Here is a 25118-nt window from a genome sequence, read left to right on the forward strand (position 1 = left end):
CAGGGAGAAAAAAATAATGCTGCAGTTCAACAATGTCATGGAAGTATTCAAACTGCTGGATAAAACCAATTGCAGAAAATGCCATGAAAAAACATGCATGGCATTTGCGGCAGCTGTTTTCAAAGGTGAAAAACGATTGGAAGAATGCCCTTTTATCAGCAGAGACACAGCATCATTGTACGGCCCGCCAAAAGCAAGCAAAAACAGCCCGGAAATCGACCTGGAAGAAAGCATTGCAGCCATGCGCGAAACAATTCGGGGACTTGATCTCAAGTCCAGGGCGGAAATAATCCAGGCAGTTTTCCACAATGAAAAACTTACCCTGAAAATAATGGGAAAAGATTTTTCCGTAGACAGTAATTCTACAATCTATACCGATCTCCATGTCAACAACTGGGTTGTCATATCGAGCTTCAACTATATCATTCAATGCAAAGGTGTTCCGGTACGAAACGAATGGGTTCCCTTCAGGGAGTTGCCCGGCGGGCTGGACTGGTACCGTCTTTTTGGCCAGCAATGTGAAAAACCACTGAAAAACCTGGGAGATACCTATCCTGACCTGCTCAAGGATCTCGTTGATCTTTTCAGTGGAAAACATGTAACCGAGCAATTTCAATCCGATATTTCCATGGTTCTCTTCCCACTCCCACTGGTTCCCATGCTCATCTGCTACTGGGAGCCGGAAGACGGTATGGAATCAAGCCTGAACCTTTTCTTTGATGCAACAGCGGGTCACAACCTTGGAATAGAAGGGGTTTACCTCCTGGGTGTCGGTATAACCCAGATGTTTGAAAAACTGGCACTACTGCATGGATTTCAAAATCACTGAGCCTACGGAACAACTCTTGTCCTGTCAATGACGTCTCTGATTGTTGTCCTTAATGTTTCTGCCGAGACGGGTTTCATAAGAAAGGCGGATATACCTGTCTCCCTTGCCTTCTTTTCATCCAACAGAGAGCTATGCCCGGTACAGATAATAATTGGAATATCACTGCGAATTGCCTTTATTTTTTCAGCGAACTCAGCACCTGTCATCTGCGGCATGGTCATGTCCGAAATGATTAGATCAAAAAAATCGGGATTATCTTCAAACAATTCCAAAGCCTGCACGGGATCCGTTGTGCCCGTAACACTGTAACCCGATTTCTGGAGAACTCTTTCAGATATATCCAGAAGGGGTTTTTCATCATCCACAAACAATATTTTTTCGTGACCATCAGCTCGAGGTTTATATTCACCGACCGCATTCTCAGGTGTGCCTGCCTCAGTAAAAGGAAAATAAACACACACGGTTGTTCCAATGTTTGGTGTACTCTCAATCTCTATACCGGCATTGTGGTTTTTGAGAATTCCATGCACCACTGCCAGCCCCATTCCTGTACCCTTGCCAACCTCTTTAGTTGTAAAATATGGATCGAATATTTTGTCCTGCAGTTTTGGATCAATACCGACCCCGCTGTCCTTTACTTTGAGCAGAAGATACTCTCCCGATTTCAGTTTATTCAGGTTGTCAACCGGTCTTTCCAGGAATGATACTTCCTCTAGAGATACCTCAATAACCCCCTTTTCATTAACAATCGCCTGTGCTGCATTGGTACATAAGTTGATAACAACCTGGTGAATCTGGGTTGCATCAGCAAGAATTGCATGGGATGAAATGGGTATGAAATCTCTGATTTCTATCGTTGCGGGCATGGAAGACCGAAGCAGTTTCAAAGATTCCCTGATTACCGGAGAAATGTCGATCGGTTTCAACTCCTCCTTGCTTTTACGACTGTAGCTCAAGAGCTGTTTCACTACTTCCCTGGCTCTGAAGCTGGCTGTTTTTATTTCCTGTATATACTTATATGCAGGGTTCCAGACCGGGATGTCTTCCATAGCAAGTTCAGTATTACCAATAATTATACCGAGTATATTATTGAAATCGTGAGCAATGCCACCAGTCAATGTGCCGATGGATTCCATCTTATGCGACTGTCTGAGATCTTCCTCCATTTTTTTAAAATCGGTAATATCCGTTGCAATCTGCAATTTCACGACCTTGCCATCGTTCCAGTGAATGGCACGGTCATAATTCATATACCATCTGCCTGTCACCGGATTTTTACCCTGCCAGATCTGCACACCGGACGGATTGCCCGCCTCATCAACAAGTTTTTCATTTGTACAGTGAGAACATGGTCTCTCTTCGTTTCGAAAAGCTTCCCAGCATATCTCACCTTTCAGATCCCGGCCAAAACTTTTCATCATGCATTTATTAACAAAAAGTATTTCATAGGTCTGCAGATCGGACACATAGATAGTTGCGTCAATACTGTCCAATACGGAAAGAAGTGTTTCCCGGGATATTTTCAAAGCAGATTCCGCTTGAATTCTCTCTTCTATTTCTCTGCTGAGTTCCCTGTTTTTTTCCTTCAGCTGCTCTTCGACTTCAGTCCTTTTGGCCAGTTCTTCATTTATCCGTTTTGTTCGACCATTTAATGAATCAATCAGAAGTAGAATTTCATCGGCTCTTCCCTCCGGCCTCGGAATAAAAATGCCAGCCTCACTTTCTGCCCGGGATTCACTTTCTGTAAATTTGACAATATTCAACAGACGATTCAACACACTTCTATAGAACAGAAGATATGATGATAAGAAAATTATGGTGACCAGTACACCATTAATAACAAATACATCAATCCATCTGCCCGCCAGAGTTTTATAAAATCCGGGCAGATATCCGCCGACCCGGACCCGGCCTATGAGATTAATTTTATTGTTATGGAAATAGGTCAGCGGAAACTGCCGATCAATAAGATTTCCTTTTGCATCCGGTTTCCTGCTCCGGGCAATAGTATTACCGCGCAGATCAGTAATTGTTATTGTGTCAATAAATCTGCCGGTTGTCTGATCTTCAGCAAATGCTTCAATTGAATCATATTCCATTGCCCATATTTTATTGGAAAGATACTGCCGATGGGAATGTTCGAAATGATTCAGTTCAGCATTGAGATTTTTTCTATAGGACCTGATGTCGATATTGATTTCAAAAACAGAAACCACTGCTGTCAGGATTATTGACAGAAGAATTGAGAAAAAAAGAAGTTTGTATTTCAGGCTTAGAAAATTCACGATGTTCTTACTGGATAAAAGCTCCTACGATATCATCGTATTCTCCACCCTGCTTAATTTCCCGAAGTGCCTTCTCAATCCTCGGTATAAGGTTTTCATGTTTTTTATGCACGTAAAGATACATACCCCTCACAGAGAGTGGGTTTTCCAGGGCAAATACATCTGAGATATGATTTTTACTGAGAAAATCATATCCCCGCAATTTTTCATACAGAATAATATCGACACGATCTTTCAAAAGCATATTAAACAATTCAACTTCAGAAGAAACCACCTGAAGAGACCTGGTGTTTTTTACATTTATTTCATAAATTTTCCATCCTCTGATAAACCCCACATTATATTTCTTCAATCCATTCCACCCCGTTATCCTGATGCGTGGGTCTTTGGCAAAAGCTGTGAAAGAAAAATCTAACAGTTTTTCATTGACAGGGAGGATATTTTTAAACTTCTCATTGAGTCCTTTTATCCTCGCATATTCCGCATCATCCAACCCTATATCAACATTTTCAATGGACCTTGCTGAAGGAAGATGGTTGATTTTGACTTTCAATCCAAGTGAATCAAATACCTTTAGAATAATCTGATCGTAAATACCCGTGTTTAAAGGTGTTGAATAGGGAGAACTGTCAGCTGTATTGATGGTAAAGAGTTCCCGGGCAGATATGATCTGTCCGGGAAAACCAACAGACAGTAATAGCAGAGAAAAGAAAAAGACAGACCAGTTCAACTGTTTCCAGTATTGAATCATGCATTGATGAGTAGAATCGGGCATATTAACGGTGAGATGGCAAATCCATTGAGCTGAACGCTCCCTGCAAACTCAAAACACGATCTAACAGATCAAAATTATCCCGGAACATTTGTCATTTATAACAACTCCAATGTACACCGCCGGGTCAGGCTCTTCAATTATTATTTTATCTCTGCAAAGGTACAACCGGCTTCCTTCTCCCCCTTTCCGATGAATTCAAATATTTATCAGATGTTAACAATGTGAAATTCCAGAAAACCTGACAGTATTTCTTCAATGTTGTTTTTTCTGACTACACAAACAACTTCTCCTACCGCTCTACCGGAATCTTTCGCCATCCTCCGCTGCCGGTAAAATCTCTGGCGGTAAAACACCAGATCAGCACTTTTTTGCCATTGAGATAGCCTCTGTCCTTTTTCACCCGTTGATACAGTTTGATCCGTGCGGGAGTCACTCCGGACCCCCTGACCCCCAGAAGATCAAGAGCAAAACCAAGACGGGCCGACAACAAATCAAACAGTCCAGCCCCCCTGGCATGCAGATCACCTCCACTGTGGAAAACCAGGGTGTGGCTGTCTCCCAGAAGAATCACAGGGCTTTGCGGATCACTCTTTTCCGGTTTACCTGTTTCCTGCAGTGTAACCAGTGTAATTTCCAGCTTTTCGTACAGATCTTTCATTTCCGCCATCCCGGCAAGATCGCCATAGATGGATATTCCCTGTTTTTTCTGTACGTATTCCCTTTTTTTTACAGCGTCATACCAGCCAGATTTCCGAATCTCTTTCGCCGCAGCATCAACAAACAGTTCTATCCCTGCTGGAGAAAAATGACTGTCCGTCCTGCAATATAACTGTTTCCCCAAAGAGCGTTCTTTTCGCAATATGGGCAGAAGATCAATGATCCTCACATCGTCCTGCCGGAGAAGGGCATAAAACTCGTTATAAAGAGCAACCCGTTCCTCTCCTGCTTCGGCTGTCAGCCCGGCGTTCAGTTTATCCGGATAGATGAGACTTTTGGGAGGAACAGGCATCAGGTAAAGGGTGATACCTTTTGCAGCCAGTGCTTTGTTATAGGCAAGAATTGCAGGAAGAGGATCAGCAAACTGCTTTTTCCTGGTTCGGGTGGCAGCTGCCGCACCATTGCCCCAGAATTTTCCGGCAGCAATATGGGCAAGCTCTTCTTTCAGGAACAGCCAGCCGTCAATCCCCTCCACCACACTTTTATTTCCACCTGCAGCTACCAGCTCCCGTGCCACCTCAGTCAGCGTAGCAGAAGAAGATGTGGATACAAATATAAATCCCGCGGCAAGAAGCAGCAGGCTGTAACACATTTTATTCATCATGAATGAGTTCTCCCCAGTTGGGTGTTTCAAGTTCAATCATATCATCAGCCAGGGGGCTGCGACGAAAGCCTCCATATTCACTCTCTTTTTCTTCCCATGGAGAAAGAGCAAGCCGTATTTCATCCCCCGGTCGTACAGTGGCCAGTGGCTTCAACTTATTGCTTCTCATTCCCCATCCATAAACAAGGGCCTGATCCGGATCAATACGCGTACCATCTCTGTCACGTAAATCAACAAGCTGAAGAGTTATCAGGTTATCAATATACGGCACTGATCCGGGTTTCGGTGATGAGGAAATTGACGCGACCCGACCAATAACAACTGTGTTTTCTCCATTCTCCACTGCAAAAAACCCGTTATCCAACGGTTCCTGCAGCTCCATGGGCAGGATCTTCCAATCACCCGATGAAAGCTCTCTTTCAGAAAACTCCCAGATAACCAGCCGTTTGCCGGCCAACCGGTCGCGCCCCCTGGCAAGATCTGCGGCAAGCAGCTCTCTTGTGGCATAGGCCCCGGAATCGTTTCTAGCAAGACAATCAACCACCTGCCCGAGATGATAACTGAGATGCTCCGCCAGTCCACCGGCAAAGGACCAGTGCAAACCTCTGAACGAAAAAATATTCGTAAAGGAATCGCCCAGTAACAATATGGAATTTTCCGGATCAGCCTTCACGTAAGCGCCCTCCTCCCCCAGTACCTGATTGACAACAACCTCCTGCTCATTCAACACTGCCACGCTCTCCGGCAGGGTCAGCATGCGGGCGATATCCCCTGAGTTGTGCACTGTAACAGGCTGCAACGAAAAATCATTTTTTCCAGGTGAAAGAGTATATGTTTCCTTTATAAAATCTGCCAGTTTCCCGGCAACAGCCTCCATGGCCCCCGGCTGCCAGTGAGTATCGGATTGCAGAAACGCCCCATCTTTTCTCCGGGAATAGTCTACCAGTACAGCTCCAGCATCAAAAACAGTTATATCTTCCGCAGACAGTTTTTCCATGAACCGGGACCAGGAGCGATTACGCAGGGGCCGGGAAAACGATTCTGTCGCCACAAGCCGTTCCGGTTCAATACCCGCCTTGACAGGAACGGGAACCACAAGCAGTTCAATGGACCTGGCCGCAAGCTGGTCTCGGAAATCGATAATGGCTGCCACTGGGTCCGGCTGAACTGCCCTTTCCCATATCTCATGGCCCGTTGCACGTTTTTCCAGCTGGTCAGGGTGGAGAAAGGGCTGTCCTGTCAAATAATCAAGCCCCACTGTATAAAACAAAAACCGTGATGTATCGTTGCCAACAACCACCTTCTCGTTCCCCTGTCCCAGGTACTGCAGAAAAACATACTGAATCGGTGGAAGAAACAACTTGCGAAGGAAAGACCCCTCTTCAAGAGAATTTTCCAGCTTTCGCATGTTTTGAATTATTTTTTTATCAAAACGATCAATTTTTTCCGGCAGCGACAATTCATCTCTCTTACCGGGCAGGGGCTCCGCCAGTTGCAGACGAAAAAACGGTCCGAAGTCTCCACCCCTGTTCAGACCAACCTGTATCAATGGAACCAAACAGATTATCAGGAGAAAAGAAAACACCAGAAAAGTGGCTGTATTGCGACTGATATCGGTATACCCAATCTCTTTTCTTGCTCTTTCCTCTCTTGAGAGTCGCTTCTTTATCATATCCAGGGAACGGTTATTGGAATCATCACTTCAGGGAGCAAGACCATTCTCGAACAGCCTCCTAGAAGTTAAAATAGATAAACGGATTATAAGACTGCATACTGAGCACGGCAACAGAAACCAGCAGGACAAGCAGAACAGTGACGGCCTTAGCAGGCGTGAGTTTTCTCGACCAGTCCCAGCTCTGGGGCATCCACCAGATAACCAGAGCTCCAGCAGCCATGGCAAACAGGTAGTATGGAGTATAAATCATCCCCTTGAGCAGAAGTGAGGTTTGCGGTACCACGCCAATACCGAACATGGAAGCCAGATAATCAAAGGCAATGGTAAAACTGTCCGCCCTGAAAAAGACCCAGGCAATCAGAACCAGGATAAAGGTGACCCCGACACGCAGAAATTTCGGCAGGAAAAAATAGAGCGGCTTTCTGCCAAAACCCCGTTCCACTCCGAGCAATATTCCATGAAAAGCACCCCATATGACAAAGTTCCAGGATGCACCATGCCACAATCCCCCAAGCAGCATGACAATGGCAAGGTTTATGGCGGTTCTCGTCGTTCCCCTGCGATTACCGCCAAGGGGAATATACAGGTATTGTTTCAGCCATGTGGAAAGGGATATATGCCAGCGACGCCAGAATTCGGTGATGGAAGCGGAACGATAGGGAGAGTCAAAATTCTTCGCAAAAACAAAGCCGAACATCAAACCGAGACCGATTGCCATATCGGAATAGCCACTGAAATCAAAATAGATCTGAAAACTGTAGGCAACAATACCATACCAGCTGTCAAGCCAGTGCAGGGAACCAGCAGAAAAAGTGAGATCCGCAATTTTTCCACAGGGATTTGCCAGCAGTACTTTTTTGGCCATTCCCAGGCTGAAAAAGGCAACACCACGGGCAAACTTTTCACTGGAATGGACCCGGACCGCAAGTTGATCAGCCACCTCCTGGAAACGTATGATCGGCCCGGCCACCAGTTGGGGAAACATGGCCACAAAACAGGCAAAATCTGGAAAATTCCGAATAGCCCGAGCCTCCCCGCGATACACATCAATGGTATAGCTCATGGACTGGAAAGTATAAAAGCTGATACCCAGGGGTAACAGAAACCTGAGAACCGGAGCTGGATCGACATCTGCCGCACCCACAAGGGCAAACAACTGATTGTAGGATTCAAGGACAAAACCGGTGTATTTAAAAAATCCAAGCAGAGAGAGGTTGGAAACAATGGAAACCGACAAGGCAATTTTTCGGCGACTCTCCCGCCCCGTTTCCGAACTGCTTATGATCAGACCACAAAAATAATCCACCAGGGTTGAAGCAAACATCAACAGGGTAAAAAGCGGATTCGACCAGCCGTAAAAAACGTAACTGATCCCGGTAAGAATACTGTTTTTCCAGCGCACCGGAGTGCAATAATAAAAAAGAAGACTCAGGGGCAGGAAATAAAATAGAAATATATGGGAGGAAAAAACCATGGAGATATCTGATCAATTATGAAAAAGCGATCTATTCCTGCCTGGGTTCTGAAATCAGTGCGTGATCTATCCTGTAATACATTTCCAGATCCGGCTCAAAAATATCCATCATCTGGCGTTCTCCCTCCAATTCAGGGTGATCATCAAATTTTTCCAGGATAAGGGTCTCCACCTGTTTCCTGTCAGAATATGTTTTGATTATCCTTCTGTCCAGCACTACCCATTCAGCAACAACAATTTGATCTTCTGAGTATTGTCCTTCAAGCAGTTTTTTTATCTTATAACTGTTGACCACAAGAGCCCGGCGGTAGGCCCCGAGAGAGTCTGGTGACGGGATCTCTGTTCTTTCCAGCAGAACCGCTTTCATTTTCAATCGTTTTACCTGTTTTCTCTTCGCTGTTTTCTGTTTGAGCAGAAAGTAGTTACCGGCAACTTCCGAGGTTTTTGCGACCCTGTTATAAAGAGCCAAGTTTTCAAAAAGTCCTCCATCCCTGTCACCCGCCATTCCCAAAACCAGATCAGTTTTCGTAAATGCATTGAAATCAATAAAAAGATTTTGTTTCCCAAGGCTGATGCCATTGTTGAAGAGTTCAATAATCCGACCGTCATTGTTCACCACCAGGTACATGGGGCCGTGGGATTTAAAAATATTTCTCCAGCGAACTGTTTTAGAATTGTTCCCGCTAAAAGTTTCTGCAACCAGATCATTCTTTTCCTGCCTGAGACGATAAACCGGTTTATTTTCATGAAGAAATGAAACCAGGGTGGCATCGCTGCCAAGGGGAGTATAGAGCAATTCAATGGACATCTGTCCCGAACGGTTGATTGCCTCTCCAGCCAGTCTGCCGGTCTCACCCGTTTCTCCCCAGCCACCACGGCTCATCAACTGAAGATTCCGGGTAAACAGGGCCTGCCCCCGCAACTGTACACTGCACTGCTGAAAACCGACGGGACTGCCGGCAGGCAACTGATTGGTCCCTTTCATATTTTCCCAGACAAACAGTAAATTATCCCTGACTGTCGGCCATGCCTGTAGATGTTTGGTAGCCACAGCCTGAACCGCATCAGCCAGTCGTGCCTTTTCTCCACCTTCTATCCAGAGATCCGGATAAAAGTCAGCACGACTGTTATCTGTTACCTGCAACCAGTCCTCTACTGCTTTTGCCCCGGTATCAAGGCGGCCGATAAAGATCTCTACCTTCTCACCTCCACCACCGATCCTGTTGCCACCGTCCCCCTTTTCGTAGGGGCCGGTTACCACGAAAAACCTGGGGTGATTGCTCCATCTTGGATGATAAATCTCATAACCGTTGACTGCATCCGCACCATTAATGGAGACCTTCCAGCTTCCCCCATTTACAACATCATGAATTTGTACATTGCGATGAAGCCCGTCAAAAATCCAGAGCAGTTTGGAGTTATCGGGACTGAGAGAAGTCCAGCATCCCCTGCCAAGTCTCTGCCATTTTTTATCCTTCATATGCAGTACACCCCCATGGGGCCAGGGGAATAGTCCTCCCAGGATCGTCCCATCTTTTGAGAGTTGCATATTTGACCAGGCCATACGGGTTTTATCCCAGACACGTTCTTTCTTTTTCGGATTATCCAGGGAAACCCTGAAAAGAGGTTGGGATGTACCGTATTTATTCTCGGGTTGATTACCGTCAAAATAATAAATCCAGGTTTCAGGTTTCCCGGAAAAAAAACTTTTCTCTTCCGCGGGCTCCTGCCAGACCTCTACCGCTACACCGGAGCCCAGTTTCGTAACCCGACCACTTTCCCACTCAACCAGGTACATTTGACGGGTTCTGCGATCTGAGAAAACCACATGGCTGCCATCAGGGGTAAAAAGAGGTTTAAAAAAATTCCCCATGTCAGGCACCAGTGGTCTCTCGCCTTTTCCGTCCAGAGAGTCATATCCATAGAGCATCAACTGCAGCCCTCGGGCAAAGGTATCTGCTCCCTTTCCCTGGTCCTGAACCCAGACCAGCCTGGTATGTTTTCCTGTCCACTGCCCGACAACAGAACTGTCAGCCGACATCGCAAACGTTGAAAACAGTACTAAATAAAGACCAGCCATAAAAATTTTATTCACTGCCATCCCCTTTTCTTATCCGAAGCAGCCTGGCCGGAACACCTGCGACGACCCCAAAGTCGGGCACATCTTTTGTTACAACAGAGCCGGCACCGACTATCACACCTTTCCCCAGAGTCACACCATCCAGTATGACTGCTCCGGCACCGATCCAACTCATTGGTCCTATGGAAACGGGTCCGTGGGAACAACCACCCTGATCCATTATCGGCACATCCAGTTCATCATGGTAATATCTGCCTCCACCGACGTAACAGTTTCCGGCTATAATTGTCGCCTGTCCCACAAAAATTCCTGCGACCGAGGAAAACACGGTATTACACCCCACATCCACCCGATTATCCAAAACAACAGGACCTGCTTTTCCCTGGACAACACAGTTTCTGGAAAGAATAACATTATCTCCCAGACGAACACCTTTCTCTCCACTGCCGCTGGCATCAAGAAACACATAATCATCAATGGCAACACTGTTACCTATCCTGATCTTCCCGGGATGTCGGATCACCAGACCACGTCCGAGAATAAGGCTGCTGCCGACCTCTTTAAAGAATGAACCGGCAAAGATTTTTCGCATCAGATACCCTGCAGCCCCGCCGAGATTGGCAAGAACTACATGATAAAATTCATACCCCAGTAATTTCACAAAGGAGACTTCCCCCGCGGCCTTGTTTTTATACCTGGAAAAAGCGGATCCGCCACCACTGTGCAACTGCTCAACCAAGGGAATCTTTTCTATTTTTGACTCTTCTGAAACCATATTTTTCTTCTCACTTACGAAACAGACCCTGCTAACCCGCATTTCTCATGAACATTGTGGCAATTTTGATAATAACTGTAAAATACAAACAGTTAGCCAACTGTTAGAAATTGAACAAAATTTACACAATGTTCATGAGAAATGCGGGCTAAAATGGATACGAATTATAATGTAACTGATCACAGGACTAGCAACATCGCTGTATCAAACATCGTATTTATAACAGGTTACAGGGTGCCGGAGATTTTCGCAAGCAGCCCGGCGCAGCGTATTGGTCATACGTAAGCAGGGCTGATCGCGGTAAGATTCGGTACCCTGTGACCTGTTACGAATTAATTATCAACAATCATCTTGACAAGTACTACAGCCGTAAATACTGCAGTTCCAACAGTTATTGCAGATTTTCAGTGAAACACGACTTTAGGGATTCGCAGCAGGGCCTCAAAGATAAAGGCATATACGCCAAGCATATACATGCAGGTTACCCCCAGAAGCAGAACAGGCTGGTAAATGACCCGGTACGTTCTGGCATACAGAATACCAAGCATAGGAATAATGGGGAAGAGATACCTTCCCTGGGCCTGAAAATCGACAGTCCAGGAATGGTAAAGGGAAACAGCTATCAGGGCTGAAGACAGGCAAAGTACTGAGAGTGCAAGACCACTTTCCACGACTCCACCCCGCAAAAAAATTGATCCGAAAACAAAAACCAGCAAGGCTGCACCTGTCCAGCGCACCAGGTCATAATATGGCAGGGGAGCAGAAATGGTAAAATACCCGAACACCCCGAATGCGCTCTGGAATGAACGCTCAAACCAACGCTCAACAGTCACCATCTCTTTCAGGGTCGTACCCCTGGCTTTTCGATACAGGGAAACATGTTTATTATGCAATTCAGTGCTCGGTTTATACCATGGATGAGCCCGCTCTTCCTGTAATACCCTTATTTTTTCATTGCGATCAAGACCATTGACGACATAGTCGGCTCCCACTCTCATGCCAAACAGAATGAGACCCACAACAGAAATTGCAAGCAGCCTTTTCATGGCTCTTTTCCTCGTCTCCGCAGATAAGGTAAAAAAGAGCTGTGCTCCAAGGCACAGATAAAAAAAGGCGACAAAAGGGTAATAATTTTTCTTCAGCAGAAAAAGGCACCCCAGAAGACTGCCGAGGAGAACCAGACCACAAAGATAGGGACAGCGTCGTTTTTCCAGGAATCGTCGCATAAAACTGGATGGGCTGACAAGCTCACAACCAACAAGAAAAGTAACAAAAAGAGCAAAAGCATCCGAGTCACAGTAGCTGAAAACATACCAGATCTGCGGTGACAGCAGCAATGGTATTGCTACCAATCTCGCACACCTGCTCCCGACTGTGTAGAGAAGAATCAAGCCGAAAAGCAGAACATTGAACAGCCTCAGGGAAAAATATTCCGGGATTTTAAATCCTTCCAGCAGCTTATGGAACTTACCTGAAAAAAAGTAATAGACTTCTCCATTATTCAGTCTGGACACCCCATAAACACTGTAAGTCTGCCGGACAGACTCATCCTCAAGATGGGGCGGTAACCAGTGATCATCATAATATTGAGTTGCATAGAGGTGTACATATTCATCGGGGTGGACATTACGCTCACTTATGCCGGCCATGGTGATAATGAGAATCCACGCACCAAAAAGAAAAAGAGGAACAAAAAGAAAATTACGGGAAAGGTGAGTACCACCCCGATAAACAAGAAAAACAAAAAAACTGATGACCAGAAAGCGAACCGCAACACTGAAATAAGAAATCCCCCTGTACTCCGGTTGGATACGCAACTCAAAATTCGGGTCTTCCCCGGTTGAGACAACCCTTATTCCATTCCTGTCAATCGTAAATTCTTCTATCTGAGCCAGCGGAACCAACTGCCTGAAGTCCCGGGGAGCTGCAAAAACATAAGAAGCGTACCCTTCCTGTTCTATTTTCAGGCGTCGCAGGGTCGCCTCTCCTTTGTATCGATGTGTATCGATCCGCAGTCGCGCAAGCTTTCCTATGTCCGTCAGAAAAAAACTGTAGTGATTTCTCCCAGGCCGGGCAATGACCATGGACATGTGTTCCTCTGAATATGGTTGCCCGGCCCTGGCCCAGTATATTTTAAAATCGGTTTTTTCTGTGACGACAAGATCGACCACCACATGGGCTGTCTTTATAAAAAACAGATAATACAGTCCCATGGCAAGCAGACACAGGATAAGGATATTCACATACTGCATCCGCCGATTCATCCATCACCCTCCACCCACATATCTATTCAAATTCCCACCTGGAAACCTGTCCGAAAATGTCTTTTCCCTTCAATCGCTCTTCCTGAAAGAAAACGTCTATTCCCGGACAGATTTCCAGATCCTCATATTTTGTCCAGCACAACCTTCCATCGTCCATTTGTTGTTTTCAACAGGATATGTCTGAAATCTTCCCCTTCAAATTCTCCGACATAATGGGATCCGGTATCATTTCGGACATGTAGAATTTTGGTTCCTTCTTCAAGAAACCAGGTTCCCCTACCTCTCTTGTGTTCACCTGTACTGACGACAATATCATAGATATGGTTGCCAATGGCATAAAAATCATACGTTCCCCTGTAGGTACGATGATCAACCAGGCTCGTTCCGGTTGAACGCCAGACTCCCACCAGCTCCTCAGAAGTCGGCATGGCTGGTTCATCAGAACTACTGATTCCCCCGCCCAGTGCGGCCGCTGCCACGCCAACCACGGCAACTACCCCCACTCCGAGACCGACCTTCTGCAAGGTTGACCATCCTTCCTTTTCTTCACTCTGACCAACAGCTTCCCCACTGGATTCAACCTTGCTTTCTTTCAGTACCGACTCTTTTTCCGGCAAGGTCGCATCCAGCACAACATCTTTTTTGTGATCCCCAAGAACAGGAACAGATGCCGCCTGTTCGGCAACTTTCATTTGAATTGCCTGAATTTTTACCTCCTCCGCTGCACATACTGACAACATGGGAGAAAAAGCTACAGCAATTGCCAACAGCAAGACACCAACATACGGGGACAATGTTCCGAAAAGTGTACTACGATTTCCCATTCGAATCTCCTTTAAAAGACCTGATTACATACGGAACTCAAACTCAACCTGATATTTCCAACCCGCATTTCTCATGAACATTGTGTCAATTTAGAGAATGCCCGTAGAATACAAACAATGAGCTAACTCTCAGTGATTGAACAAAATTTACACAATGTTCACCCAAGGTCAGTCCAGGCGACGCCATCTACTTCAGTATTTCAGCAGTAAATACAGGTCACTATAAATTACTGCCAGGTAAGTGAAGACTCCGGGGACTTTGAAGCTGACGCCGCCTGAACTGATAGGAAATGCGGGCTGACAGCTCGTGAATAAACATGGACAAGACAATTTTTCTACACCTTCATTCTTCCCATTGCAACTACTATTTTTTTGTTTTTCAGGCCGCTTTTCCCGGATATTTCCCAAAGCAGTACCAGCAATATACTTTTCTGGATACCAGTGAAAATCAGCCAGGCCAAAAATTTCGGCACAATTCAGCCCCACCTGCATCAGGCTCGGTTTTGAATCTCAACGGATATGCATTTGACCCAAGGCCCTGAGTGATTACTGTTTTTCTGCAATATCCCTCAATTCAACTTCCATCCTGCGAGGAAAACATGACAACTGTAATCACATCCGTCAGTGCCCTGGAAATTCTGGACTCCCGTGGCAATCCGACTGTAAGAGTTTTTGTGGAAACCGATTCCGGTACCAGAGTTTCCGCTTCGGTTCCTTCTGGCGCCAGTACCGGCGAAAACGAAGCAATTGAGCTGCGTGATAAGGACAATAGCCGATATAATGGTAAGGGAGTGTTGGATGCCGTCAATAATGTTAACAGGATTATCGCTCCTGCAATAACAGGGCAACCTGTTTCAGAACAGGTCCATATCGATAGAATAATGAAAAAACTTGACGGTACGGAAAATAAATCAAATCTCGGGGCAAATGCTATCCTCGGCGTTTCAATGGCTGTGGCCAGAGCTGGCGCAGAATCAGCCGGACTGCCTTTGTACAGGTACCTCGGCGGTAATACTGCCAGGCGTATTCCAGTCCCTGCCATGAATATCATTAATGGTGGAGAACATGCTGACAATAATGTTGATTTTCAGGAATTTATGGCTGTTCCCATCGGTGCACCAAGCTTTAGAGAAGGATTGCGATCCATTGCCGAAACTTTCCACAGATTGAAAACGCTGCTGAAAAACAGAAACCTGGCCACTGGAGTGGGAGACGAAGGAGGTTTCGCTCCAGATCTCGAAAACAATGAAGCCGCAATGGATATCATCATGGAAGCCATTGAGCAGGCTGGATACAAACCAGGGAAAGATATCTCCATCTCTCTTGACAGTGCTGCCAGCTCGTTTTCCCCCGACCTGACATCGAAGTATGAACTGAAATGGTCTGGAGAAGGGAAGATGAATTCGGACGAGATGATCTCCCTCTGCAGGGACTGGATCAAAAAATATCCCATTGTCTCCTGGGAAGATCCTCTGGCAGAAAATGACTGGAATGGTTTTCGAAAACTGACTGAAAAAGTTGGTCAGTCTATTGATATAGTAGGGGATGATATCTTTGTAACAAATACAAAATACATCGCAAAAGGTATCAAGGAAAAAACTGCTAACTCTGTTCTCATCAAGCTCAATCAGATTGGAACTGTTACTGAAGCCATTGATGCTGTTCAAATGTGCAGGGAAGCCGGCTGGCGATACTTCATTTCCCACCGTTCCGGAGAAACCGAGGATACATTTCTGGCTGACTTTGCCGTAGCCATGGGTGGCGGCCAGTTAAAAACCGGCTCAGCTTCAAGAAGTGAACGTATTGCCAAATATAACCGACTCCTTGAAATAGAAATGGAACTTGGGGCAATGCGTTGTATTATTGGTAGGAAGTAAGATCCGTCGAGAAAGTATAACCTGGAGCATGGCTGAATCTGGAGCCCCAGCTGTTTATGCCTTTTGGGAACAACAATGGCATCACTTCGCTATTATGGATGCCTTATGAAAATCTATTGATACTGTCATGAAAAGAATAGGTACAATTCACACCCCTTTTACTGTTTTACAGGATATGCCAATTCAGCCTAAAGGGGCAAAAGAAGTAATCGGCACAATTGACTTGGAAGAGCGCTACCGGGAAGGATTGGACGACCTGGAAGGATTCAGTCATATCTATCTTCTCTATGAATTTCACATGGCAAAACGAACCGCCTTGAAGGTTACTCCTTTCATGGATAAGACTGAAAGGGGTGTTTTTGCTACACGATCACCTCTTCGCCCGAATCATATTGGTCTCTCCATTGTCAGGTTAATAAAAATTGAGGGTCGGACTTTGACAATCCAGGGAATAGATGTCCTCGACGGGACACCTCTACTTGATATAAAACCTTATATCGCACCCTTCGACGAAGTGAAAGAGAGTACTTCCGGATGGATGAAGGCTTCGGCGGAAGAAGTTTCAAGGAAAAGATCCGATGATCGATTTGTAGGTTGACAGAACATGAAAAACGACAAACTAATGCTATATTGTAGTATAAAAATAAAAAGTTAAGTCTCAAGGTCCGGCCATACCGCCGGTTCATTCGTATTAAAAGTTAAAGGAGAACGTAAATGAGCGAAGAAAAACGTACCCCATGTCCAACCTGCCAGGGGAAAAAAATCATTGAAGGTGTCTGTGAAACAAGCTCAGAGTGGAGCGGAACACAGGACGAACAAGGGGATGAAATGCAGTGTACCCCCGATCAGGTATGTCCGACCTGCAACGGAAAAGGATACGAGGAGTAAAAAGTAACGGCCCACGTCCGGGGCACCCGAAGGCGTTTTAACCCGCAGCCGGGTCAATGGTGCCCCGCCATGTTTGTTTCTTTAAGGAGGATGGACCATGGCACAGAAGACATTGGAAATTTTCTCCGACTATATCTGACCCTGGTGCTACTTCATTACCGGGAGTATTGAACGCTTACGACAAGAATACGAAATCACCATCCGCTGGCGTGCCTTTCCCCTCCATCCGGAAACTCCCGAAGAGGGACAGCTTCTGACAGACCTTTTCCGCGTCACCTCAGAAAAAATTGGTATCATGGTCGGTAACCTGAAAAATATTGCCGATGAACTGAATCTTCCATTCGGGGAAAGAGACAAGACCTGCAACAGTCGACTGGCACAGGAACTTGGTCTCTGGGCAGATAGCATGGGAAAAGGGGAAGAATTTCATTCCCTCGCTTTCAGGGCTTATTTCGGAGATGGTGTTAATCTCGCCCACATTCCCATCCTACTGCAACTCGCTGAAAATGCAGGACTCCCAAAAAATGAGGCCGAAAAAGTCCTGAACATGCGTTCCTTTAAAGAAGTCGTTGACAGGGATTGGGCAGAATCGAGATGTAAAGGTGTTGCCGCCATACCAACCTTCGTTTTAGATGATTACAAAATGGTTGGGGCCCAAAGCTATGAAGCCCTTGCCCGAATGCTCAGGGAGAACGGAGTAAAAACAAGATGAAAACAATGAAAGGGGATCTTCTCCAACTGGCAGTTGATGGCCATTTCGATGTTATTGTCCACGGTTGCAACTGTTTCTGCCGTATGGGGGCAGGGATTGCCAGATCAATAAAAACCGTGTTTCCAGAAGCGTTCCAGGCTGATCTGGCCACGAAGGAAGGTGACGAGAAAAAGCTTGGTTCGTTCAGCTCAGCAACTGTCAGGCAGAACGGTCATACAATCACAGTTGTAAACGGCTATACCCAGTATAACTCTTTTGGAGAAGGTGTTCTTGTTGATTACAAGGCCGTCAGAAAACTGTTCTCCCGCCTGAAAAAAGAGTATGGAGGAAAGCGTATCGGCTACCCAAAAATAGGTGCCGGTCTGGCCGGCGGGAATTGGAAGAAGATCAGCGCAATCATTGATGAGGAACTCCAAGGAGAAGATCACACCCTGGTTATTTTTGGTCCATGACAAACTTGTGCCCGACTAACCCATATTTTTCATCAGTTCAGGTGGCATCAGCTTCAAAGTTATCGGCAGTGACCAGTTGGATTTATCTTATCCTGTCCAGGATATCATTCCAGATATCATTCCAGCATCCCTGATGAAAATGATCTTTCGCGTTTTCCATGAAAACAACCGGAATATTAAATGTATCCGCTGCCTGTCTGGTAGTGGACACAGGGTACCATCTATCGACCGTTGACAGATAAAAAACCAGCCTGTCCCGCATACGGTGAATGTGATCAATGGTCTCAAATCCCGGAATATAAAAATCCTCCAGGAAATCTCCCAACTTCAAATTCACTGAAATTGCATTTATCTTTTGTCGCAGCCTGTCCCTGTACCAGACTGCAGGTTCAAGCCACCTCTTTGAATACAGGTACTTTTCCAGCTGCTCTCTGTCTGATGTCCATCGGGAAATGGCATCCAGGAATTCCCTGTCAGTTCCGATTTCATACATGTATTCCATTGATTCAGCAAAGTTGAATACCGGCTGGACAAAAAACACCTTCTCAAGATGGAGTGCCGAAAGATTGACCTGGAGAAGTGCATTGCAACCGGCACTATGGGCAACCGCAGTTATCGGGTATTCGCTCAACCCGGTGGAAAACAGCAGATAGTAAAGATCTTTCAGTGAAGAGGCCATGGCCATCTGGCCTTCCGATCTGCCGTGGGCCCGAGGATGGAATTCCACAACCGTATAACCACGGGCGGTCAATTCCCCATGGGGAACCATGTACATTCTCGAGGTTCCTCCAATGCATGGATAGACCAGAATAACCCCGGAGATTGCACTTTCGGGAGACGAGATTATAACATCAAGAGCTGTTCCATCAGCAGCAGCAAACAATTTTTTCTTTTTTCGAGCCATTATTCCTTCTCTGGAGGACATCTGAAATGCGGACTAATCTCTCTCCAACCGCCTACCGAGGCTGACCACTTCGTCTATTGCGAAACCGATTGATCTGTAAAACCGGATCACAGCCGAATTAGCAGCTCTGACCTGCAGATTAATCTTCGGGCAACCCAGCTCCCTCAGTAACGCCTCCGCCCGCAACATCATTTCTGCACCGTACCCCCGACGTCGGTAGACTGGAGATACAGCCAGGTAGTTGATCCACCCCCTGTGTCCCTCATAGCCGACCATACAGGTGGCAATAAGAAGACCGGACAACTCACCCACCAGGAAGTTTTCTCTGTCTCTTTTTACTTTTCGCTCTATATCTTTTAAAGGATCATTCTGGGGAGCAACAAGACCGCACTCCTGCCAGAGGGAAAGGATCCGTGCCTCATCTCCCTGCGCAAAACACCTTATTTTCATAGCTTTCAATTGGTAACCCATGAACCCGTACAGACAACCCGGTTACGCCCTTTTGCCTTCGCTCTGTAAAGGGCAATATCACACATTTTCACCATATTTTCAAAACTTTCCACATCTTTCTCACACTCAAAAACACCACAGCTCAAGGTGACAACCAACCCTTCACCATCGGTTACCACCCGTTCTTTCTCCTGAGCTTTTCTCAATCTCTCGGCAATAACACAGGCATCAGCAAGAGCAGTTGCGGGAAGAAGAACAGCAAACTCTTCACCACCGAGACGTGCAAAAATATCCGATTCTCTGACAATAGCAGAGCCAAGTTTTGTAAACCCTGCCAGAACCCTGTCTCCAACATCATGGCCATATCGATCATTGACAGATTTAAACCGATCAATATCTATCATGATAATTGATAATCCCTGGCCATAACGACGTTGTCGTTCAAATTCAACTTTCCCCTGTTCCATGAAATATCTTCTATTGAAAATTCCGGTTAAAGGATCTTTAACCGCAAGTTCCCGCAATTTTTCTTCATTCTTCTTCTTTTCGGTTATATCATCAAACATCCATACCACCCCTTTATCCAGATCAGGCGGCGTATTTGAATCAATGGCCTTACCGGACAGATTTGCCCAGAAAACAGTACCATCCCGACGTTTCAATTCGTATTCCACCCGGATCATTTCCCCGCTGAGAAGAGAATCATAATAGTTTCTGCCAAACTCACTATATCTTTCTTCCGAAACATGAATTTTCCTCATCGAGAGCCCTTTTGCCTCTTCCATAGAGCCATAACCAAGCAGTTCAAGGGCCCTTTTGTTTGCACGAACAAGGTAGCGGCCACCCCTGAGAAACATTATACCTACGGCACCATTCTCAAAAATGGTCGTCAATTCCCTGTGGACCCTCTTCAGTTCCTCTTCCACTTTTTTTCGCAGGGTAATATCCCGCGATTCAGTTATCCGGACCGTTCTGCCATAGTAAGGAATAGCCTTCCCCTGTACTTCCAGTGGAAAAACAGTTCCATCCTTTTTCAATCCCTCAACATCATAAGGATTTTCATCGCCTGATCGTATTTTCTCCCTCACCATTTCCCGCCACCGGGGAGCGATGAGCTGCAGACCGTCCATACCCAGCAATTCATCAAATTCATATCCGGTCATCTCAGCAAGCGTCTTGTTTGCATCCAGGATTATGCCGTCATCATGAATCCCGATACCGCCAAAAGAGGCATCATGTAGAATACGAAAGCGCTCCTCGCTTTCCCTGAGCTTTTTTTCTGTCTCCCTGCGAATAGTTATATCGCGTTTGAGGTCTTCATTCGCTTCAAGCAATTCCTCCGCACGGTGTTCCAACATGAGAACCATTCGTTCAAACTCAGCTGCCAGGGCTCCTATTTCATCATGCCTGTCAGGTATCGGGTTGAAAAAACGGGTGCCGTTTTTTCCAGCTGTCAGAACATGATCCGTCAGCCGGGTCAACGGACCTGCTATATTTTTATTCAGAATCCAGACCAACGCCAGGAGAGAAGCCAAGGCGGATACAAAAGTCAAAACCAGGGACAACCTCAGGGCTGCGGCCCCCCTGGCCGTTATTTCACGGGAAATTGACGCTTTTACAAGCAGTGCTTTTTTCCCTTCAACATCACGCAGCAGAGAATAACCGAATAGGATATCTTTATCTTTTTTCTGGAAATAATAAGGTGTTTCAGAAGACAGCTTTTGCAGAATGGACTGGACGGAAGGACTTGTTTTTTCTGCAGTGATGTCGATCAGGGTAAAATCCACATGGGTTTGATTGACAAGATCGTGAATAAAAAACCTATCGAAAAAACGCCCGAAGATAAGCGTCCCCAGCATGGGTCCTCGATTGTCACTGGTCAATACAGGTCTGGAACTGATAAAAATCGGCCCCGTTTCGCCCATATAAATACCACTGAGCTTCCACTCCGACAGACCACCCTGTCGTGCAAAATTGATCAGCGGGTGTTCTTTGAGAATTCTGTTTTCAATGAATTCTCTGGAATCAAGCTGTTTTCTGGAATGCAGATCCCAGGCTTGACTGTAGACTATTTTTCCCTTTCTGTTAACTATGGTTATCAGGTTCAGTCTGTTGTTGGAATAGGTGTGATAGCCAAGATTATTTTTTTTGTACTCATCCGTGGGCGATTTTACAAAATCGTAGGTTTCGTTCCAGGCGGACCAGTCATGACAGAGGGAATCAAGATAACTCAGCTCTTTCTTTACCGCTTTTTTTATGCGATCCACATTTTGCCTGGCATGACGACGCTCAATCCTTTCCAGCCCGGGAAACAGGATAAACAGATGTACTGCTAGAATAATAAGTGACGATACTATAAAAACCGTACAGAGATAGACCGCCACTTTTGATCGTAAAGACATTTTTTATCCTGTAACTTTATTCTCCATCCCCTTGACTTTTCGTCACTGTCGCCTATCGTTAAAAGAATAGCAATCATTCCTAAAAGGAGGTGAACCATGGAAAACAGAAGAACCTTTTTAAAAACATCTGCAGTTGCCGTATCTCTTATTGCCCTGGGGCAGGCCGTTCCTTTGAAAGCCTCGGAGAATAACTATTCCGGCATCATTTATACTGGTAACAATCCCGGAAAGTGGGGAAAAAAAGTTGGATCACATTTGCCGGTAATTTCCAACAACCAGGGAAAAATTACTATCAAGACCAACCACCCCATGAGTGAGCAGCATTACATCGTCAGACATACACTGGTACTGGCTGACGGCTCTGTCATTGGCAGCAGAACCTTTCATCCTGATACACCTGAAGCTGTTTCCGAACATACACTGCCAACCGGTTATTCAGGAAAAATTTATGCCACAAGTTTCTGCAACCTGCATGATTTCTGGGTAAACGAAACTACCGTCTGACCAACATAGCTGAACCAAATGGCTCAGACACAGAATGCAAATGAAAATCCGACTGCGGCAGAACAACCTCCGGTGACAGGATTATCAGATAAATAGAAACCAGTAAAACTCCATTCACTTTCCACTACAGTCAGGACAGATTGTATGGATAAAATGCGGGTCATTCTGCCTGGTTACTGTTTCCTCAATTGAATACCAGCAATCATCGTCATTGTTGAAAATTTTATGACATGACGGGCACACAGTCATCCCGCCCTGGATCATTTCAAGCTGATTGAGTACTTCTTTCAGTTCAGCCACAGTTTCTGTAAGAGATGTCTGTGTACGAACCAGCCTTTCCGCCACACGCACACGGGCTCTTAATTCGTTGTCATCAAAAGGCTTTGTCATATAGTCGTCCGCGCCCGCGTCAAATCCCTCCACTATATCCTTTTTACTGTCTCTGGCCGTCAACAGAATGATGTAAGGTGGATTTTCCCTTTCCATCTCCTTGACCATCCGGCAGACCTCGACCCCGTCCAGTTCAGGCATTTCCCAATCAAGTATCGCTATATGCGGGGCTTCCCTTCGCTGAAGGATTTCCCATGCCTGATTACCGTCCACAACACTTTCGACCCGGTACCCCCAGTTTTCAAGACTGACCTGGACAAGCATTCTTGTCGTAAATTCATCTTCCGCAATTAAAATCTTCACTCTCTTTCTCCATTACAGATATATAACCCGAATACAGCAAATTACCTGTGAGCAATGCCTAAACGGTCTTCTAATATCTTTATTATCCTGATATTTTATCCCTTTGTCCAATAAAAAGTTTCTCCCCGTCACTTGACATTTTTCCCTGAAACTGTTCAGTAGATTGATCATATGGTTATTTTTTCCTCATTCTGATTACGGAACATGTCTTCTCCCTTTTCCCTGCCACACCCATTTTACTCGGGTTCCTCACCTGACTCCAGACCGGTGACGGATGAAATCTGGTTTAGTTTTCACCGGAAAAAACTTCTGATAATGAGAAAAAATAACTGTGTAAAAATCTGCAAAACCAATCCCTTGTTGCTAGGAATCAAAACACGGTTCAAACAATATATCGGCGCATACGGCAATACCAGGATCTATATTGCTGACCTGGAGGATATCCCCGGGAAAGAATCCTATGAAATTACCAGCCTGCGATCTCTTTACGGAAGAGTTGATGATGAGCTCTTTGCCCTGGCCAGCCGGGCGATACAGATATTCCACTGGTATACAAATCATCTGTTCTGTGGACGATGCGGTACCCGAATGCGCGTTCGCCACCACGAACTGGCCAAAATCTGCCCTTCCTGCAATTTTACCAGCTTCCCCCGTCTTTCACCGGCTGTCATCATGTCCGTTATCGATGAAGACAGAATCCTCCTGGCAAGATCACCGCATTTTCCAAAAGGCATGTATTCAACCCTCGCGGGATTTGTTGAACCGGGGGAAACATTCGAAGGAGCGGTTGCAAGGGAAGTCAAGGAGGAAGTTGGGCTGGACATCTGCAATATTCACTACGAAGGAAGTCAACCATGGCCCTTTCCTCATTCTATAATGGCCGCTTTTTCCAGCAGTTACAAAGATGGATCAATCCAGATGGATGAAAGGGAGCTTGAAGATGCCGCCTGGTTTTCCCGGGACAACCTCCCCCACTGCCGAGCAGGATAAGTATAGCCAGACATCTCATTGAACTTTTTCTCCATAAAAAATAGTACACTTCTACACCAATGAAAATCCTGACCTGTTCCTCCCTGATACTCACAACCCTTTTCTGGGGCGGAACCTTTATTGCCGGTCGTCTGCTTTCGGCTGATCTTTCTCCGGCAAATTCCAGTTTCCTCCGCTTTGCCATCGCCTCTCTCTCATTACTCGCAATCATAAAACTGTCAGGGAAAAAACTGCCAATCCCGCAAAAAGGACAGTGGATTACTCTTTTTCTGCTCGGGCTGACCGGTGTATTTGGTTACAATATATGTTTTTTCACAGGATTAAAATATATAAGCGCCGGAAGAGCGGCCCTGATTATCGCCTTTACCCCTCTCACTATCACCCTGCTGGCTGCTCTGTTCACAAATGAACGTTTAAACTTCAAGCAGTTCGGCGGCATTCTCATTTCCCTGTTCGGCGCCCTGCTTGTTATCAGCAACGGCAGACTTCATCTCCTCTTCCATGGTGGAATAGGCCCCGGAGAAAAAGCCCTCCTCGGCTGTGTGTTGAGCTGGGCACTCTATTCTATCGTCGGGAGATCCATCCTGACCAGGCTCTCCCCCCTTGTCACAGTCTGCTATTCCTCCATAGCCGGGACATTGCTCCTGGCAATCCCTGCAGCACGGGACAACCTGGCCGGTGCTCTTTATTCCATCACCATTTTGAACTGGTTCAGTTTAGCTTATCTTGGTATTTTCGGCACAGCAATAGGTTTTTCTCTCTACTACAGGGGAATAAAAATAATCGGCCCCAGCCGTACGGCGGTCTTTATTAACCTCGTACCATTTTTTGCTCTTCTTCTGGCCTATCTTCTGCTGGATGAAACAATTCAGCCTGTGGTTCTTGCAGGAGGTTTTCTGATCATAATCGGTATCTCCGCAACCAATATGGCAGGGAATACATAA

Annotated in this window: 22 protein-coding genes and 1 pseudogene; 9 read left to right on the plus strand and 14 right to left on the minus strand. The window is 45.8% G+C overall.

Annotation, left to right across the window (positions count from 1 at the left end):
* Positions 1 to 16: 16 nt before the first annotated feature.
* Positions 17 to 829 carry a DUF3786 domain-containing protein gene (locus LO777_RS10745; protein ID WP_228853908.1) on the plus strand — a complete coding sequence of 271 codons (813 nt, stop codon included), beginning with the start codon at positions 17 to 19 and terminating at the stop codon, positions 827 to 829.
* Positions 830 to 831: 2 nt separating this feature from the next.
* On the opposite strand, the gene LO777_RS10750 is transcribed toward LO777_RS10745, so the two are convergent.
* The 10 genes from LO777_RS10750 to LO777_RS10795 all read right to left on the minus strand — a co-directional run bounded on the left by LO777_RS10750 (position 832) and on the right by LO777_RS10795 (position 14775).
* Positions 832 to 3114 (minus strand): response regulator, encoded by a 2283-nt coding sequence (locus tag LO777_RS10750; protein ID WP_228853909.1) that lies wholly within the window; start codon positions 3112 to 3114, stop codon positions 832 to 834.
* 7 nt (positions 3115 to 3121) lie between these two features.
* Positions 3122 to 3865, minus strand: a complete 744-nt coding sequence (locus LO777_RS10755) for a substrate-binding periplasmic protein (RefSeq protein WP_228853910.1) — start codon at positions 3863 to 3865, stop codon at positions 3122 to 3124.
* A 313-nt stretch (positions 3866 to 4178) separates the two neighbouring features.
* Positions 4179 to 5210: an alginate O-acetyltransferase AlgX-related protein gene (locus LO777_RS10760; RefSeq protein ID WP_228853911.1), complete on the minus strand. Its 1032-nt coding sequence runs from the start codon at positions 5208 to 5210 to the stop codon at positions 4179 to 4181.
* Complete coding sequence (locus LO777_RS10765) at positions 5200 to 6882, minus strand: alginate O-acetyltransferase AlgX-related protein (RefSeq protein WP_228853912.1); 1683 nt, start codon at positions 6880 to 6882, stop codon at positions 5200 to 5202. Before LO777_RS10765 ends, LO777_RS10760 begins: the two co-directional genes overlap by 11 nt.
* A 61-nt stretch (positions 6883 to 6943) precedes the next feature.
* Entirely contained in the window at positions 6944 to 8359 is a 1416-nt protein-coding gene (locus LO777_RS10770; RefSeq protein WP_228853913.1) for an MBOAT family O-acyltransferase, read from the minus strand.
* Positions 8360 to 8390: 31 nt separating this feature from the next.
* Complete coding sequence (locus LO777_RS10775; RefSeq protein WP_228853914.1) at positions 8391 to 10454, minus strand: TolB family protein; 2064 nt, start codon at positions 10452 to 10454, stop codon at positions 8391 to 8393.
* Positions 10447 to 11214, minus strand: coding sequence for an acyltransferase (locus tag LO777_RS20655; RefSeq protein WP_329955580.1), 768 nt, complete (start codon positions 11212 to 11214; stop codon positions 10447 to 10449). The genes LO777_RS10775 and LO777_RS20655 overlap by 8 nt, the downstream gene beginning before the upstream one ends.
* Before the next feature lie 404 nt (positions 11215 to 11618).
* The gene (locus LO777_RS10785) at positions 11619 to 13478 is read right to left on the minus strand and encodes a DUF2142 domain-containing protein (RefSeq protein ID WP_228853915.1); all 1860 of its coding nucleotides are present in this window, start codon (positions 13476 to 13478) and stop codon (positions 11619 to 11621) included.
* Positions 13479 to 13600: 122 nt separating this feature from the next.
* Positions 13601 to 14302, minus strand: a complete 702-nt coding sequence (locus LO777_RS10790; RefSeq protein WP_228853916.1) for a hypothetical protein — start codon at positions 14300 to 14302, stop codon at positions 13601 to 13603.
* 335 nt (positions 14303 to 14637) lie between these two features.
* Positions 14638 to 14775 carry a hypothetical protein gene (locus tag LO777_RS10795; RefSeq protein WP_228853917.1) on the minus strand — a complete coding sequence of 46 codons (138 nt, stop codon included), beginning with the start codon at positions 14773 to 14775 and terminating at the stop codon, positions 14638 to 14640.
* Between the two features lie 126 nt (positions 14776 to 14901).
* On the opposite strand from LO777_RS10795, the gene eno reads away from it, so the two are divergent.
* The 5 genes and pseudogenes from eno (at position 14902) to LO777_RS10820 (ending at position 18231) form a co-directional block, all read left to right on the plus strand.
* On the plus strand, positions 14902 to 16179 hold the full coding sequence (eno, locus tag LO777_RS10800) for a phosphopyruvate hydratase (RefSeq protein ID WP_228853918.1): 1278 nt from the start codon (positions 14902 to 14904) through the stop codon (positions 16177 to 16179).
* A 127-nt stretch (positions 16180 to 16306) separates the two neighbouring features.
* The gene (gene tsaA, locus LO777_RS10805) at positions 16307 to 16777 is read left to right on the plus strand and encodes a tRNA (N6-threonylcarbamoyladenosine(37)-N6)-methyltransferase TrmO (RefSeq protein WP_228853919.1); all 471 of its coding nucleotides are present in this window, start codon (positions 16307 to 16309) and stop codon (positions 16775 to 16777) included.
* Positions 16778 to 16893: 116 nt separating this feature from the next.
* On the plus strand, positions 16894 to 17067 hold the full coding sequence (locus LO777_RS10810) for an ankyrin (protein WP_228853920.1): 174 nt from the start codon (positions 16894 to 16896) through the stop codon (positions 17065 to 17067).
* 151 nt (positions 17068 to 17218) lie between these two features.
* Positions 17219 to 17779, plus strand: a pseudogene (locus LO777_RS10815) (DsbA family oxidoreductase); the annotation flags it as partial.
* Positions 17776 to 18231, plus strand: coding sequence for a macro domain-containing protein (locus LO777_RS10820; RefSeq protein WP_228853921.1), 456 nt, complete (start codon positions 17776 to 17778; stop codon positions 18229 to 18231). The pseudogene LO777_RS10815 and the gene LO777_RS10820, both read left to right, overlap by 4 nt.
* An 82-nt stretch (positions 18232 to 18313) precedes the next feature.
* Here the strand turns inward: LO777_RS10820 and LO777_RS10825 are convergent, their stop codons facing one another.
* From LO777_RS10825 to LO777_RS10835, 3 genes are read right to left on the minus strand one after another with little or no spacing between them, the layout of a single operon-like run.
* On the minus strand, positions 18314 to 19135 hold the full coding sequence (locus tag LO777_RS10825; RefSeq protein WP_228853922.1) for an alpha/beta hydrolase family protein: 822 nt from the start codon (positions 19133 to 19135) through the stop codon (positions 18314 to 18316).
* A 33-nt stretch (positions 19136 to 19168) separates the two neighbouring features.
* Positions 19169 to 19585 carry a GNAT family acetyltransferase gene (locus LO777_RS10830; RefSeq protein ID WP_228853923.1) on the minus strand — a complete coding sequence of 139 codons (417 nt, stop codon included), beginning with the start codon at positions 19583 to 19585 and terminating at the stop codon, positions 19169 to 19171.
* A 5-nt stretch (positions 19586 to 19590) separates the two neighbouring features.
* Positions 19591 to 21987 carry a diguanylate cyclase gene (locus tag LO777_RS10835; RefSeq protein ID WP_228853924.1) on the minus strand — a complete coding sequence of 799 codons (2397 nt, stop codon included), beginning with the start codon at positions 21985 to 21987 and terminating at the stop codon, positions 19591 to 19593.
* 96 nt (positions 21988 to 22083) lie between these two features.
* Between LO777_RS10835 and LO777_RS10840 the strand changes: the two genes are divergently transcribed.
* Entirely contained in the window at positions 22084 to 22491 is a 408-nt protein-coding gene (locus LO777_RS10840) for a desulfoferrodoxin family protein (RefSeq protein ID WP_228853925.1), read from the plus strand.
* A 114-nt stretch (positions 22492 to 22605) separates the two neighbouring features.
* Here the strand turns inward: LO777_RS10840 and LO777_RS10845 are convergent, their stop codons facing one another.
* On the minus strand, positions 22606 to 23184 hold the full coding sequence (locus LO777_RS10845; protein WP_228853926.1) for a response regulator: 579 nt from the start codon (positions 23182 to 23184) through the stop codon (positions 22606 to 22608).
* A 315-nt stretch (positions 23185 to 23499) separates the two neighbouring features.
* Here LO777_RS10845 and nudC point away from each other — a divergent pair, with 315 nt between their 5' ends.
* Together nudC and LO777_RS10855 are read left to right on the plus strand one after the other, a co-directional pair.
* Entirely contained in the window at positions 23500 to 24174 is a 675-nt protein-coding gene (nudC, locus tag LO777_RS10850; RefSeq protein WP_228853927.1) for an NAD(+) diphosphatase, read from the plus strand.
* A 59-nt stretch (positions 24175 to 24233) separates the two neighbouring features.
* The gene (locus LO777_RS10855; RefSeq protein ID WP_228853928.1) at positions 24234 to 25118 is read left to right on the plus strand and encodes a DMT family transporter; all 885 of its coding nucleotides are present in this window, start codon (positions 24234 to 24236) and stop codon (positions 25116 to 25118) included.

This window comes from Desulfomarina profundi (assembly GCF_019703855.1).
Classification (GTDB): domain Bacteria; phylum Desulfobacterota; class Desulfobulbia; order Desulfobulbales; family Desulfocapsaceae; genus Desulfomarina; species Desulfomarina profundi.

What these genes read in the sequence shown, in the direction of transcription:
- LO777_RS10755 (WP_228853910.1), bottom strand. Translation starts at nt 3,865, where the DNA reads ATGATTCAATACTGGAAACAGTTGAACTGGTCTGTCTTTTTCTTTTCT.
- LO777_RS10765 (WP_228853912.1), bottom strand. Translation starts at nt 6,882, where the DNA reads ATGATAAAGAAGCGACTCTCAAGAGAGGAAAGAGCAAGAAAAGAGATT.
- LO777_RS10760 (WP_228853911.1), bottom strand. Translation starts at nt 5,210, where the DNA reads ATGATGAATAAAATGTGTTACAGCCTGCTGCTTCTTGCCGCGGGATTT.
- LO777_RS10855 (WP_228853928.1), top strand. Translation starts at nt 24,234, where the DNA reads ATGAAAATCCTGACCTGTTCCTCCCTGATACTCACAACCCTTTTCTGG.
- LO777_RS10785 (WP_228853915.1), bottom strand. Translation starts at nt 13,478, where the DNA reads ATGAATCGGCGGATGCAGTATGTGAATATCCTTATCCTGTGTCTGCTT.
- LO777_RS10810 (WP_228853920.1), top strand. Translation starts at nt 16,894, where the DNA reads ATGAGCGAAGAAAAACGTACCCCATGTCCAACCTGCCAGGGGAAAAAA.
- LO777_RS10825 (WP_228853922.1), bottom strand. Translation starts at nt 19,135, where the DNA reads ATGGCTCGAAAAAAGAAAAAATTGTTTGCTGCTGCTGATGGAACAGCT.
- LO777_RS10830 (WP_228853923.1), bottom strand. Translation starts at nt 19,585, where the DNA reads ATGAAAATAAGGTGTTTTGCGCAGGGAGATGAGGCACGGATCCTTTCC.
- LO777_RS10790 (WP_228853916.1), bottom strand. Translation starts at nt 14,302, where the DNA reads ATGGGAAATCGTAGTACACTTTTCGGAACATTGTCCCCGTATGTTGGT.
- LO777_RS10840 (WP_228853925.1), top strand. Translation starts at nt 22,084, where the DNA reads ATGGAAAACAGAAGAACCTTTTTAAAAACATCTGCAGTTGCCGTATCT.
- LO777_RS10820 (WP_228853921.1), top strand. Translation starts at nt 17,776, where the DNA reads ATGAAAACAATGAAAGGGGATCTTCTCCAACTGGCAGTTGATGGCCAT.
- LO777_RS10770 (WP_228853913.1), bottom strand. Translation starts at nt 8,359, where the DNA reads ATGGTTTTTTCCTCCCATATATTTCTATTTTATTTCCTGCCCCTGAGT.
- tsaA (WP_228853919.1), top strand. Translation starts at nt 16,307, where the DNA reads ATGAAAAGAATAGGTACAATTCACACCCCTTTTACTGTTTTACAGGAT.
- LO777_RS10745 (WP_228853908.1), top strand. Translation starts at nt 17, where the DNA reads ATGCTGCAGTTCAACAATGTCATGGAAGTATTCAAACTGCTGGATAAA.
- LO777_RS10835 (WP_228853924.1), bottom strand. Translation starts at nt 21,987, where the DNA reads ATGTCTTTACGATCAAAAGTGGCGGTCTATCTCTGTACGGTTTTTATA.
- LO777_RS20655 (WP_329955580.1), bottom strand. Translation starts at nt 11,214, where the DNA reads ATGGTTTCAGAAGAGTCAAAAATAGAAAAGATTCCCTTGGTTGAGCAG.
- eno (WP_228853918.1), top strand. Translation starts at nt 14,902, where the DNA reads ATGACAACTGTAATCACATCCGTCAGTGCCCTGGAAATTCTGGACTCC.
- nudC (WP_228853927.1), top strand. Translation starts at nt 23,500, where the DNA reads ATGAGAAAAAATAACTGTGTAAAAATCTGCAAAACCAATCCCTTGTTG.